Origin of the sequence: Cellulosimicrobium cellulans (genome assembly GCF_016907755.1) — a bacterium.
GTDB lineage: Bacteria > Actinomycetota > Actinomycetes > Actinomycetales > Cellulomonadaceae > Cellulosimicrobium > Cellulosimicrobium cellulans_D.
Window position 1 is genome coordinate 4,686,732 of record NZ_JAFBCN010000001.1, and the last position, 12,243, is coordinate 4,698,974.

Genomic DNA, 12,243 nt, shown 5'->3' on the forward strand with positions numbered 1-12,243 from the left:
GGGGTCAGTCCTCCGCCGCGGCGCGACGCTCCTCCTCGGCGACGGACTCGCCCGTCGGGTCCTCCGCCGCGAGGTCGGCCAGCGCGGCGCCGCCCAGCGGGCCGTCGCTCAGCCCCACGAGCCGCCAGCCCGACGCCGGGTCCCCCTCCACCTCGACGAGCCCGGTGTTCGCGAGCGGGGTCCGGGCGAGCAGGTCGAGGTCGACGCCGTCGACGCGCGCGCACGCCCACGCGCGGATCGCCGCCCCGTGCGACACGACGACGGCGGTGCGCCACCCCGTGCGCGCGACGCTCGCGACGGCGTCGTCGTAGCGGCCGAGGAACTCGGCGCCATCGGGACCGCCGGGCATGCGCCGGCCGGGCTCGCCGCGGCCCCAGGCGAACACGGTCTCGAGGTAGGTCGCGTGGTCGTCGTGCGCGGCCGACATCTCCAGGTCGCCCGCGTCGACCTCGCGGAACCCGTCGAGCTCGAGCAGGTCGTAGGCGTGCCGTTCGGCCAGCGGCGAGGCCGTGAGGTGCGTCCGGACGAGCGTCGAGACCGCGACGCCCTCGACGACGCGGTCCGCGAGCGCGTCCGGGATCGCCGCGGCCTGCCGGACGCCGAGCGCGGTGAGGCCCGGGCCGGGCAGGGCGGTGTCGAGCAGGCCGGCGACGTTGGACGAGGTCTGTCCGTGACGGACGAGGAGCAGGCGCATGGTTCTCCAGGTTCTCCGGTTTCTCGGCGTGGTCTCCTGCCACCCTACGAGCCACCCGATGCGGGGAGGCGCCGTGGCAGGCTGGGGCCATGTCCCGCCGTGAGCTCGTCGTCCTCGGGACGGCCAGCATGGTCCCGACCCGCACGCGCAACCACAACGGCTACGTGCTGTTCTGGGACGACGAGGCGATCCTCTTCGACCCCGGCGAGGGGACGCAGCGGCAGATGTCGTTCGCGGGCGTGTCCGCGACCGACCTCACGCGCATCGCGATCACGCACCTGCACGGCGACCACAGCCTCGGTCTGGCGGGCGTCTCCCAGCGCATCAGCGGCGACGGCGTGCGCCACACGATCGGGGTGACCTACCCGGCGTCGGGCCAGCGGTGGGTGGACCACCTGCTCGACGCGAGCGCCCACTTTCGCCGCGGCCACCTGGAGCTGCAGCCGCTGACGACGGACGGCGTCGTCCCGCCCGTGCCTGGCCGCCCCGCGCCCGGGTTCACGCTGCGCGCCGAGCGGCTGGACCACACCCTGGAGGCGATGGGCTACCGCCTCGACGAGCCCGACGGCCGGTCGCTCGACCCCGCGCTGCTCGCGGACCGCGGCCTGGCCGGCCCGGCGGTCGGCGAGCTGCGACGGACCGGGGTCGTCACCGCACCCGACGGCCGGACCGTCACCCTCGACGAGGTGAGCGCCCCGCGGCCGGGGCAGTCGTTCGCGTTCGTCATGGACACGCGCCTGTGCGACGCCGTGCACCGGCTCGCGGACGGCGTCGACCTGCTCGTCATCGAGTCGACGTTCCTCGACCGCGACCGCGACCAGGCCGAGCGCTGGGGCCACCTCACCGCACGGCAGGCGGCGACCGTCGCGGCCGAGGCGGGCGTGCGCTCGCTCGTGCTCACGCACTTCTCGCAGCGCTACCCCGACCCGACGGAGTTCTGGCGCGAGGCACGCGAGGTGTTCGACGGCGAGCTCACCGTCGCGCAGGACCTCGACCGCGTGCGCGTCCCCCACCGCCGCCGACCCGGCTGACGGTCGTCGGCGCCGGAGCGGTCGCCGATGAGAATCGGGGCGGGCGAGCGTCTGACTACGGACGGGTGAACGCCAGGGCGCCCCGGGGCGCACCACGGGAGAGGACCGAGATGAGACCGCTGCGCTACTCGATCAACGTCACGCTCGACGGCTGCTGCCACCACGAGGCAGGGCTGCCGCCGGACGAGGAGTCGATGCGCCACTGGACCGCCGAGATGGAGCGCGCAGACGCCCTCCTGTTCGGCCGGGTGACCTACGAGATGATGGAGTCGGCCTGGCGGCGGCCGGCCACGGGCGCGTGGCCCGACTGGATGGACGAGTGGGAGATCCCGTTCGCCGAGGCCATCGACGGGGCGCGCAAGCACGTCGTGTCGAGCACGCTGAGCGGGGTCGACTGGAACGCGGAGCTGGTGCGGGGCGACCTGGGGCCCGCTGTCGAGCGGCTCAAGCAGGAGCCGGGCGAGGGCCTGTGGGTGGGGGGCGTGACGCTCCCCCTCGCGCTGGCCGACCTGGGGCTGATCGACGAGTACGAGTTCGTCGTGCAGCCGGTCCTCGCCGGGCACGGGCCGACGCTGCTCGCCGGACTCCGTGAGCGGATCCGGCTCGAGCTCGTGGACCGCCGCGAGTTCCGCTCGGGGGCGGTCGCGATGCGCTACCGGCCCGCGACCCCGGGGCGGTGAGGCGGGGCCGTCCGGCTCCGCCCCACCCGCACCCGGGGTCCCTCCTGCCGGGTCCTAGACGACCCGGGCCGCGAGCCAGCCCGCGAGGCGGTCGGGACGGTCGGTGATGATCGCGTCCACGCCGAGCTCGACCGCGGCGGCCCAGTGCTCCGGCTCGTTGAGCGTCCACACCGCGACCTCGAGGCCGCCGTCGTGCAGGCGCTCCACGAGCCCCGGGTCCTCGAGGAGGAGCAGGCCCATCGGGTTGCACGTGACGACGTCGAGCTCGGCGCACCGCGCGAGCACGTCGTCGTCGATCGACGCGACGAGCAGCCCGCGGCGCAGACCGGGGTCGGCCTCGCGCAGCGCCGCGACGGTCTCGGGCCAGAAGCTCTGCCCGACGACCCGGTCCGCGATGCCCGCGAACCGGATCGGCCCGGTGACGCGCCGCACCTGCTCCGGCGTCCACGAGCCCTTGAGCTCGAGCAGCAGGTCCGTGCCCGGCCGGCGCACGAGTAGATCGACCACCTCGGCGAACGTCGGCACGCGCTGGCCCCCGAACGCCGGGGAGAACCACGACCCCGCGTCGAGCGCGCGGATCGCCGCACGGTCGAGCCGCGCCACCGTGCCGCTGCCCGACGTCGTCGCGTCCACGGTGTCGTCGTGGATGACGACGGGCTCGCCGTCGGCCGTGAGCTGCACGTCGATCTCGATGCTGTGCGCACAGGCCCGCCACGCCGCCTCGAACGCGGCGAGCGTGTTCTGCGGGGCGACGGAGCTGTTGCCGCGGTGCGCGATGACTCGCGGGCGCGCGGCCCGCTCAGGCCCTGTGCCGGTCGGCGCGAGCGCGGTCGCCGTCACAGGTAGGGCTCCACGTTCTCGGTGTACGCCGTCTCGATGCGCGGCGTCACGGACTCGAACGCGGTCGCCGGGTCGACGCCCTCGATGACGATCTGCTCGATCGCCTCGTTGAGCAGCGCGTCGGCGCCGGGGACGAACACGCGGACGTCGTCCTGGATGCGGGCGCGGTCGGCGAGCTGGTCGACGGCGGTGCGGAACTGCGGGGTCGCCTCGTAGATGGCCTTCATGGTGTCGGACTCGACGGCCGACGTGCGCACCGGCATGTAGCCCGTGTTCTGCGAGAAGTACGCCGTGTTCTCGGTGTCCGTGAGGAACGCGAGGAACATCGCCGCGGCGAGCTGCTGCTCAGGCGACCTCGACGACGGGATCGCGAGGCCGGTCCCGCCCGTCGGGGTGCCGCCGCCGGCCGGGCCGTCGGGCAGGTAGGCCGTGCCGACCTCGAACGACGCCGCGTCGAGCGCGCCCTTGAGCGAGCCCGTCGAGCCGATCGTCGAGGCGATGAGGCCGGACGAGAAGTCGACCATCGCGTCGTCCGCGGAGAGCGTCGCGACGCCCTTCTCGTGGAACAGCTCGTGCAGGAACTGGCCGCCCGCGACCGACTCCTCCGAGTCGAGCGTGAGGTCGAACCCGTCGGAGTACGCGCCGCCCTGGCCCCAGATCATGTTCTCGAACCACCACGCGCCCCACGACGGCCCGGTGGAGAGGCCGAACGTCGAGCCGCCGGCCGGGACGAGCGGCTTGAGCGACGCGTCCCACTCCTCGAGCTCGGCCCACGTCTCGGGGCCGCGGTCGGGCAGGCCCGCCGCCGTCCACAGGTCCTTGTTGTAGTAGAACAGCGGCGTCGAGCGCGCGTAGGGCACGGCCCAGTGCTGGTCGTCGTACTCGTAGTCCGCGTAGAGCGCGGGCTGGAAGTCGGCCGCGTCGGCCTCGACGAACTCGAGCACGTCGTCGAGCGGCAGGATCTGGTCGTTGAGGTGGTAGCGGAACCACCACACGTCGGACGCGATGACGACGTCGGGCAGCTCGTCGGTCTGCGACGCGGCCTGGAAGCGCTGGGCCACATCGTCGTAGTTGGCGCCCGCGGTCACGAGGTTGACCATGATGCCGGACTCCTCCTCGAACCGGTCGATGAGCTCCTGCTCGATCTCCTGCGACGTTCCGGGGTGGTTGCTCCACCACGTGATCTCGGACGCGGGCTCGACGGCGGACCAGTCGACGGCCTCGGCCGCCGCGTCGTCGCCCGCGGTGCCGGCGCCGTCGGCCCCGGCCACGCTCGGGCCGGCGCACGCGGTCAGCGCGAGAGCGGTGACCGCCGTGAGGGCGGTGGCTGCGGTGCGGGCCCGACGGCGGCGCGCGGGCCGGCCGACGGGTGCGGTGCGGTGGGACACAGGTGCTCCTTCAGGTCGTGCACCGGGTCTCGGTGCGCTTCGGGGAACCCGGGCCGCTGCAGGCGGACCGGGGAGCTCGGTGGTGGGCGGGCACGCGGATGCGCGGCCTCCCCGGGTGGGCGTCGTCGTCGGGCACGACGGCGCGGGGGCGGGTCAGCCGGTGACCGCGCCGGCTGTGAGGCCCGCGACGAGGCGGCGCTGGAGGACGAGGAAGACGAGCAGGATCGGCAGCGTCACGACGACGGTGGCGGCGAGCAGCACGCCCCAGTTCGTCATGCCGTCGGTGTTCTGCAGCAGCGTGAGGCCGACGGGGAGGGTCATCTTGTCCGGGCGGTCGATGACGAGGAACGGCCACAGGTAGTCGTTCCACTCCGTCACGACGGACACGAGCGCGACCGCGGCGAGCGTCGGCGTGCTCATCGGCACGACGAACCGCCAGAGCCTGCGCCAGTGCCCCGCGCCGTCGAGCTCGGCGGCCTCGAGGATCGAGCGCGGCAGCGTGAGGAAGTGCTGGCGGAACAGGAACGTCCCGAATGCGCTCGCCAGGCCCGGCACGAGGATGCCCTGGTAGGTGTTGAGCCACCCGAGGCTCGCGACGAGCGTGTAGTTGGGGATGATCGTGATCTGCGGCGGGATCATGAGCGTCGCGATGACGAGCCCGAACACGACCTTCTTGAACGGGAAGTCGAGGAACACCAGCGCGTACGCGCACATGAGGCCCAGCGCGACCTTGAGGCCCGCACCCACGACCGTGATGCCGACGCTGTTGGCCAGCAGGCGCCCGAGCGGGATCGAGTCCGCGGCCTGCGCGTAGTTGTCGAGGTTCACGCTGCCCGGGAGCCACTGCAGCGGGACGGTGTACAGCTCCGCGGGCGTCTTCATGCTTGCGAGGACCATCCACACCAGCGGCGCGCCGAGCACGACGGTCGCGAGGACCAGGGCGAGGTAGCCGCCCGGCTGGAGCGCCCGGCGTCGGGCACGGGGTGCGCCCGGCGAGCGGGGCGCGAGGGCGGCCGGCGTGGCGGGCGCCGTCTCGGGACGGGCGGGCGCGACGGCGCTCATGCGTAGTGGACCTTCCGCTGGACGAACCGCATCTGCACCGCGGTCACCGCGAGCAGCACGAGGAAGAGGACCGTGGCGACCGCCGACGCGTACCCGGCCCGGCCGTTGACGAAGCTCTCCTCGTAGATCGAGTACATGAGCGTCGTCGTCGAGCCGAGCGGGCCGCCCTGCGTCATCGCCTTGATGATGTCGAACGACTGGAGCGACGCGAGGAGCATCGTCACGACGAGGAAGAACGTCGTCGGGGTGAGCAGCGGCAGCACGACCGAGCGCAGCGTCCGCGTCGGCGACGCGCCGTCGAGCGCGGCCGCGTCCTTCAGGTCCTGCGGGACGGACTGCAGCCCCGCCAGGTAGATGAGGGCGACGTACCCGAGGTTCTTCCACAGGTACACCACGACGATCATCACGAGCGGCCACGGGCGCTGCGTGTACCACTGCGGCGACGCGACGCCGACCCACCCGAGCAGCTCCTGGACCAGCCCGTAGCGCGGGTCGAACATGAACAGCCACAGGATCCCGACCGCGAAGCCCGACAGCACGTACGGCGCGAACGCGACCGTCCGGGCGACGCCGCGGCCGCGGAGGCGGCGGTTCAGCAGCAGCGCCAGGCCCAGCCCGAGGACCATCGCGCCGCCGACCGTCGCGAGGGTGAAGACGAGCGTCGTCGTGACGATGCGGCCTGTCGTCGGGGCGGTGAACCACTCGACGTAGTTGCCCAGCCCGACCGGCCGCGCGACCGGCGACCCGAGGTTCCACTGCAGCGTCGAGAGGTAGAGGCTCTGCAGCAGCGGCCGGTACACGAACACCAGCAGGAGCACGAGGTTCGGCCCGGCGAGCAGCAGCGCCCAGAGCAGGTTCCGCCGACGGCGGCGCGCGCCCAGGCGGCTGCGGTGCAACGCCTGGACCTCGCGGTCGGCGGGGTCGGACGGCGGGAGGCCGGGAGGTATGACGGAGGAACCCGGGGAGTCCGGGGTGAGGACGGTGGTCACAGCAAGGATCCGCTCGGACGAGGGACGTGGTCACGGCCGGCGCAGCACCCGTTCCACAGGTGGGCGGCCACGGCGAGCATAGGAAGCCGTCACGCCCGTTTGATCCTGGAATGTCCGAGTGCGGGAGGAGGCTTCGGGCAACGTTCACCGGCCCGTGCCCGGGGTGCCACCTGAGCCTGTGGAGCGGCAACGTCGTGGACACCTGCCGCGCCGTCGTCCACAGGGCGGGACGAGCGGTTCCGCCCCACGCCCAGTTTCGCTAGGTTGCTGGGCAGCCCGTGCGTCCCGTCGGTCGTGACGCGCGGTGTCGTTCGCATCGATCTGCAGGGGGTCTCGTGCGTCGTTCTCGTGTGCTGTCCCGTGCCCGACGGCGGTCGCTCGCCGTGGGCGTCGTCGTCGCGGTCGGGTGGGTGGTCGCCGGGTGCACCGGGGGCGGCGGCCCCGGCCCCTCGCCGTCGGTCGACGAGCCGGTCGTGCCGTCGCCGTCAGAGTCGGAGCCGTCCGAGCCGTCGCCGACCGAGACCGGACCGGCGAAGCCGGAACGTCCCGCGGCGATGGACCGTGACGACGCGGAGGGTGCCGCAGCGGCGGCGGAGTACTTCCTGTCGTTGTACGGGTACGTCCTCGCGACGGGTGACACCGCCGAGTGGGACGCGATGACGTGGGTCGAGACGTGCGAGTTCTGCGCGAGCGTCAGAGCGGACGCTGTCGAGATCGCCGAGTCCGGTGACGCGTTCACCGGCTCGGAGATTCTCGTCTCGAACATCGAGGTGGCCGACCTTGACACTTTCACTGGTGCCTTTCCGGTCCTCGCGTCCTACGAGCAGGCTCCGTACGAACGAGTGGATGGGTCGGGCGCCGTCGTCGACCAGGGAGACGGCGGACGCGGCGAGCTCCAGATCGATGTCATCCACACGGCAGACGACTGGGCGACCGTCGCGCTCACGCTCAAGGACTGATGCGTGATGCGTCGCACGGCACTTCTCCTGGTCCTGACTTTCGCGCTCATGCCATCGGTACCCGTCGCCGCAGCCTCTCCGAGCCTCAAGAGTGGTTCGGTCGATCTCGACGGCCATGCTCAGGGCTCGTCCGTGGTCGGCGAGGCGCACAGAACACCGACGGGCGGCGCGGAGTACGCACCGGCGGCGGCGGCGGGTGGTGGTCCGGCGTCGGAGGCGTTCCGGCGGGGGCCGGCGTACCGGTGCTACGACGGTGACCACGCCACGACGCTGCCCGGGCTCGTGCCCGCGTGCCCGGACGGGCAGAGCCCGGCGGGGTTCGACCCCGGGTGCACCCCGGACCAGGTCGCGATGGAGCCGTTGTTCCGCCAGACCTGGACCACCACCGACGAGGGCACCCGCACCGCGGTCTCGGCCTGGGAGCTCGTCGCCGACGGGTCCTGCGTGGGCGCGGCCGACCTGGCCGGCGAGGCCGAGGCCGCGTTCCGCACCCTGACCATCGCGCCGTCCCCGGTGATCGTGCAGCCCCCGGACGGGTGGACCCTGGTCAACGTCCCCACCATCACCTACACCCAGCCCGGCGAGCAGGTCCTGGACACGACCCTGCTCGGCATCCCCGTGCAGATCCGCGCCACGCCGCGGACGTACGCGTGGGACTACGGCGACGGCACCGCCCCGCTGTCCACGACCGACCCGGGAGCGCCCTACCCGCACCACACGGTCGCGCACACCTACGACCAACCGGCCGAGCAGGTCCAGATCACGCTCACCACGACCTGGTCCGGGCAGTTCCGCATCACCGGCACCACCACCTGGACCGACGTCACCGGCACCGCGACCACCACCAGCACGGCCGACCCCCTGCGCGTCTACGAAGCCCGCTCCCGCCTCGTCACCGACAACCTCTCCGACTGAGGGCACCGTCCGCGAGATCGACCCCAGCGTTCGAGATCGACCCTCGGGAGGTCGACTTCGCGACGTGCGGGTCGATCTCGCGAGCAACCAGGCAATCTCGGGAGCACGACGACGCCCGCGGTGCCGCTCATCGGCCGAGCGGCACCGCGGGCGTGGCGGTGGGTGCGCTACGCGCAGGTGAGCGCGTCGTACGCGGCCGTCACCTCCGTCGTCGTCCCCGAGACGTCGGTGACGACGACGAGCGCCTCGCCCGCGTCGAGCGCGCCGCTGGCCTTGAACGACTGGTAGGCGTTCTTGCCCGGGTCGACCTGGGCGAAGGACCGCTCGCCGTGCGCCGTCCGCAGGGTGATCGCGACGGTCTCGTCGCCGTCGTTGGTCGCGCGAACGGCGAGGTACGGGGTGCCGCCCAGGCAGCGGGGCTGCGTGGTGACGGTGACCTGCGGGTCCACGGGCGGGGCCTCGGCCGGGAAGACGTCGAGCGCGTCGAGCTCGGTGTACCAGGTGAGCTTGGTCAGGGCGACGGTGTTCCAGCCCTGCTGCAGCTCGACCTCGTGGGTGACCGACTGCCAGTTACCCCACGTGGTGTGCGGGAACGTGACGACGCCCGCGTCGGTGCCGTCCACCGTGACGGCGCTCGACGAGGCGAGCGTGTAGCCGCCCCGCTCGGAGCCGTTCGCGAACCGGACTGCGAGCGTGTACGCCCCGGCCTCGTCGGCGTGGACCTGGAGCGCGACGGAGCTGTCGAGGAAGTCGAGCCCGCCGACCTTCCGCCCGCCCGACGCCCCCGACGCGCTCCCCACCGAGCCGCGCGTGATGACGCCGTCCTCGAACTCGTACCGCGTCGCGTCGGACGGGATGACCGGCGGGGCGGACGGGCGCGGGTCACGCGTCGCCGGGAAGACGTCGAACGCGTCGAGCTCGGTGAAGAACGTCGTCCGGGTCAGGGTGATCGTGTTGGTTCCCGCGACGAGGTCCACGAGGTGCTCGGACGTCTGCCAGTTGCCCCACGTGGTGTGCGGGAAGACGACGGTCTCCGCGACCGTGCCGTTGACGGCGAGCGTGCTCGTGGACGGCACGCGCGTCGAGCCGTCGAAGGAGCCGTTGGCGAACCGGATGCCCAGGAGGGCCGGGCCTGCCTCGTCGGCGTGCACCTCGACCGTCACGGACGAGTCCGCGAAGTCCAGGCCGCCGACCTTCGCCCCGCCCGACGCCCCGCCGTCGGCCACGACGCGCGCGTTCATGACCACGCCGTCCTCCGCCTGGTAGCGGTCGGACGCCTGCGGGACGAACGGGACGCCGTCGGCCGTCCACTCGAGGTCCGCGACGTACATCGCGCGGTACGTGAACGCCTCGTTCCAGCCGTGGAAGACGAGCGCGTCCGAGCCGTCGGGCGCGGTGACGACGTCCTGCCCGCCCGGTCCGCGCACGTCGCCCTGGAACCGGTCGCTCGTGAGGAGCTCGGTCGTGGCCTTGGTCCATGGGCCGGCGAGGCTCGACGCCGTCGCGTACGACGTGCGGTACGCGCCGCCGTAGAAGTCGTTCGCGGAGTAGAAGAGGTAGTACGTGCCGTCGCGCTCCAGGAGCGTTGGGCCCTCGACGACGCGGCCCTCGTAGGCCTTGTCCACGCGGATGAGCTCGACGGGCGGGCCCGTCAGCGTCGCGCCGTCGGGCGACAGCGGCTGGGCGAAGATGATCGCCGTCTTGCCCGTGCAGCAGTTCCCGTCGGCCTTCCACAGCAGGTAGAGCTGGTCGCCGTCGACGAACGTCGCCGCGTCGATCGCGCCGCCCAGGTCCTCCGTGCCGGCCTCGCCGTTGGGGCAGACGATCGGGTCGTCGCCGACGGGGACGAACGGACCGTCCGGGGTGTCGGACAGCGCGACGCCGAGGCACTGGCGCGGCGACGTCGCGTCGCGCGCCGTGTAGTACAGGGCGTAGCCGCCCTCGACCGCGGACACCTCCGGGGCCCACACGCAGCGGTCGGTCGCGCCTCCCGGAGAGAACGTGCACGACTCGCTGACCCACGCGCCGAGGTCGGGCGCGACGTCGGACGGCGCGCTCCACGTGACCAGGTCTGTCGACGTGCGGTGCTGCACGTTCTGACCCTGGTTGTTGGTCGCGTAGGCGTGGTAGACGCCGTCGACGAGCAGGATGTCGGGGTCGGCGAAGTTCGCGTCGACGACCGGGGAGATCGTCGGCTCGGCGGTGGCCGCCGCTGCCGCGGTGGGCACAGTCGCCGGGGCCGGCGCCGCCGTGGCGGCGGCCGCGCCCGAGACCGCCAGCCCGAGCGCGACCAGCGCACTCGTGACAGCGGTGGCACGCGAGCGCGCGCGGGACAAGGAGAGCTTCATGGGGTGTCCTCTCGACGGTGAGGGGGCAAGAACCCGGGACGGCGGCGACCTCGGGGTTCCCAGTCTCCCGGGCCGGTCCACACAAGTCAACAACTTCCCGCAATACTCAACATCTGGGTGCTGCAGCCGCGGGGGCGGCTCACCCCAGGTCGCGCGCGACCGTGGGTGACCCAGCACGCCGCCGCCCGCTCGTCCTTCCTCCCCGTTCAGGCCCGAGGGCAGGGCCGCCCTGCAGCCCGGTCGGGAGCGCCACGCGGAACGGCCTGTGACACTCCCGTGACCGGAGCCCTCCCCGACTCACCCGTACGGCATGCCGGTCTCAGCCGAGCGAGACCTCGACCCCGCCCGAGAACATCGAGTCGTGCAGGGAGAGCGTCGCGGGGACGGCGTCGGCGGGGATGTCGAACACGACGACACCCTCGACGGCGTTGCCCGGGTTGATGTCGGTGAGGAAGCTGTTCGCGTCGCCGAGATAGATCGCGGCGGTGGTGTCGCTCTCGTGCGTACGGCCCTCGGTGTCGGTGAGCTGCTGGTTGCCGCCGGTGAACATCTGCGCCTCGTCGCCGATGTTCTTCACGGTCATCCGCACGAGCACGTACTGCCCCTGCGCCTCCTGGCTCAGGTACTGGTCACCGACGCTCGGCACGCCCGGCTCCACCGAGGTCACGGTGAACTCGAACTTGCCGTCCCGCACGGGGACCCCGATCCCTGCGGCCGCCGGGGCCTCGGGGGCGGGCTCCGCGGCCGGTTCCTCGGGGGCGGACTCCGCCGGGTCCTCGGCCACCGCGTCGGGCACCGGCTCCTGCGCGGGCGCGTCTGCCACTGCGGCCGGCGGCGTCGGCTCGTCCTCACCCCCGCCGCCCAGCACCGAGCCGATGATCGCGAGCAGCACGACGACGCCCACCCCGGTGAGGATCTTGTGACGGGCGAACCACGACTTCCGGGGCGCCGGAGGCACGCCCGGCTGCGCGTTCGGCGCGGGGTACCCGGCAGTCGGGTAGACCTGCGGTGCCCCGTGCGCACCGTAGGGCGGCGGGCCGGGCTGCGCGGGCTGCCCGGCGTGACCCGGGTGGCCCGGGTGGCCCTGCTGCGGCGGCCCGAACGACGACGGACCGCCGGGCTGCTGGGGGTGCGGCGTGGGTGCGGACATGGTGGCCTCCTGGGTGCTCGGTCGGCGGCACCGGATCGGCCCCCGGCGCGCGGTCTGACGGGGTCGAGCGTGCCGGGGGCGCACGGGTCGGCGGACCCGCCGAACGGCTCGACCCGGTCCACCGAACGGCGGACCCGGGGGCGCCCGTCCGGCGGACGCACGGCGTCGGCACCCGCCCGTATGCTCG

The 12,243-nt window shown here is 73.2% G+C and carries 11 protein-coding genes; 4 read left to right on the forward strand and 7 right to left on the reverse strand.

What is annotated here, in order from left to right; translation table 11 throughout:
• Positions 1 to 4: 4 nt before the first annotated feature.
• Entirely contained in the window at positions 5 to 694 is a 690-nt protein-coding gene (locus JOE63_RS20325) for a histidine phosphatase family protein (protein ID WP_204543259.1), read from the reverse strand.
• Positions 695 to 783: 89 nt separating this feature from the next.
• On the opposite strand from JOE63_RS20325, the gene JOE63_RS20330 reads away from it, so the two are divergent.
• Positions 784 to 1,725, forward strand: a complete 942-nt coding sequence (locus JOE63_RS20330) for a ribonuclease Z (protein ID WP_204543260.1) — start codon at positions 784 to 786, stop codon at positions 1,723 to 1,725.
• Between the two features lie 110 nt (positions 1,726 to 1,835).
• The gene (locus JOE63_RS20335; protein WP_204543261.1) at positions 1,836 to 2,405 is read left to right on the forward strand and encodes a dihydrofolate reductase family protein; all 570 of its coding nucleotides are present in this window, start codon (positions 1,836 to 1,838) and stop codon (positions 2,403 to 2,405) included.
• Between the two features lie 54 nt (positions 2,406 to 2,459).
• Here the strand turns inward: JOE63_RS20335 and JOE63_RS20340 are convergent, their stop codons facing one another.
• The 4 genes from JOE63_RS20340 to JOE63_RS20355 all read right to left on the reverse strand — a co-directional run bounded on the left by JOE63_RS20340 (position 2,460) and on the right by JOE63_RS20355 (position 6,684).
• A complete protein-coding gene (locus JOE63_RS20340) occupies positions 2,460 to 3,245 on the reverse strand; it encodes a glycerophosphodiester phosphodiesterase (RefSeq protein ID WP_204543262.1) in 786 nt (261 codons plus the stop codon).
• Positions 3,242 to 4,633: an ABC transporter substrate-binding protein gene (locus tag JOE63_RS20345; RefSeq protein ID WP_204543263.1), complete on the reverse strand. Its 1,392-nt coding sequence runs from the start codon at positions 4,631 to 4,633 to the stop codon at positions 3,242 to 3,244. The genes JOE63_RS20340 and JOE63_RS20345 overlap by 4 nt, the downstream gene beginning before the upstream one ends.
• 153 nt (positions 4,634 to 4,786) lie before the next feature.
• Positions 4,787 to 5,695, reverse strand: a complete 909-nt coding sequence (locus JOE63_RS20350; protein ID WP_204543264.1) for a carbohydrate ABC transporter permease — start codon at positions 5,693 to 5,695, stop codon at positions 4,787 to 4,789.
• The gene (locus tag JOE63_RS20355; RefSeq protein WP_374059060.1) at positions 5,692 to 6,684 is read right to left on the reverse strand and encodes a carbohydrate ABC transporter permease; all 993 of its coding nucleotides are present in this window, start codon (positions 6,682 to 6,684) and stop codon (positions 5,692 to 5,694) included. The genes JOE63_RS20350 and JOE63_RS20355 overlap by 4 nt, the downstream gene beginning before the upstream one ends.
• Before the next feature lie 473 nt (positions 6,685 to 7,157).
• Here JOE63_RS20355 and JOE63_RS20360 point away from each other — a divergent pair, with 473 nt between their 5' ends.
• Entirely contained in the window at positions 7,158 to 7,643 is a 486-nt protein-coding gene (locus tag JOE63_RS20360) for a DUF6318 family protein (RefSeq protein ID WP_307840335.1), read from the forward strand.
• Positions 7,644 to 7,775: 132 nt separating this feature from the next.
• Positions 7,776 to 8,558: a hypothetical protein gene (locus JOE63_RS20365; protein WP_204543267.1), complete on the forward strand. Its 783-nt coding sequence runs from the start codon at positions 7,776 to 7,778 to the stop codon at positions 8,556 to 8,558.
• Positions 8,559 to 8,725: 167 nt separating this feature from the next.
• Here JOE63_RS20365 and JOE63_RS20370 read toward each other — a convergent pair whose 3' ends face one another.
• Together JOE63_RS20370 and JOE63_RS20375 are read right to left on the reverse strand one after the other, a co-directional pair.
• Entirely contained in the window at positions 8,726 to 10,906 is a 2,181-nt protein-coding gene (locus JOE63_RS20370) for a family 43 glycosylhydrolase (RefSeq protein WP_204543268.1), read from the reverse strand.
• A 319-nt stretch (positions 10,907 to 11,225) separates the two neighbouring features.
• Complete coding sequence (locus JOE63_RS20375; protein ID WP_204543269.1) at positions 11,226 to 12,056, reverse strand: DUF4352 domain-containing protein; 831 nt, start codon at positions 12,054 to 12,056, stop codon at positions 11,226 to 11,228.
• Positions 12,057 to 12,243: the final 187 nt, after the last annotated feature.

Coding starts and splice junctions, on each gene's coding strand:
- JOE63_RS20370 (WP_204543268.1), bottom strand. CDS start 10,906: ATGAAGCTCTCCTTGTCCCGCGCGCGCTCGCGTGCCACCGCTGTCACG.
- JOE63_RS20330 (WP_204543260.1), top strand. CDS start 784: ATGTCCCGCCGTGAGCTCGTCGTCCTCGGGACGGCCAGCATGGTCCCG.
- JOE63_RS20325 (WP_204543259.1), bottom strand. CDS start 694: ATGCGCCTGCTCCTCGTCCGTCACGGACAGACCTCGTCCAACGTCGCC.
- JOE63_RS20350 (WP_204543264.1), bottom strand. CDS start 5,695: ATGAGCGCCGTCGCGCCCGCCCGTCCCGAGACGGCGCCCGCCACGCCG.
- JOE63_RS20375 (WP_204543269.1), bottom strand. CDS start 12,056: ATGTCCGCACCCACGCCGCACCCCCAGCAGCCCGGCGGTCCGTCGTCG.
- JOE63_RS20335 (WP_204543261.1), top strand. CDS start 1,836: ATGAGACCGCTGCGCTACTCGATCAACGTCACGCTCGACGGCTGCTGC.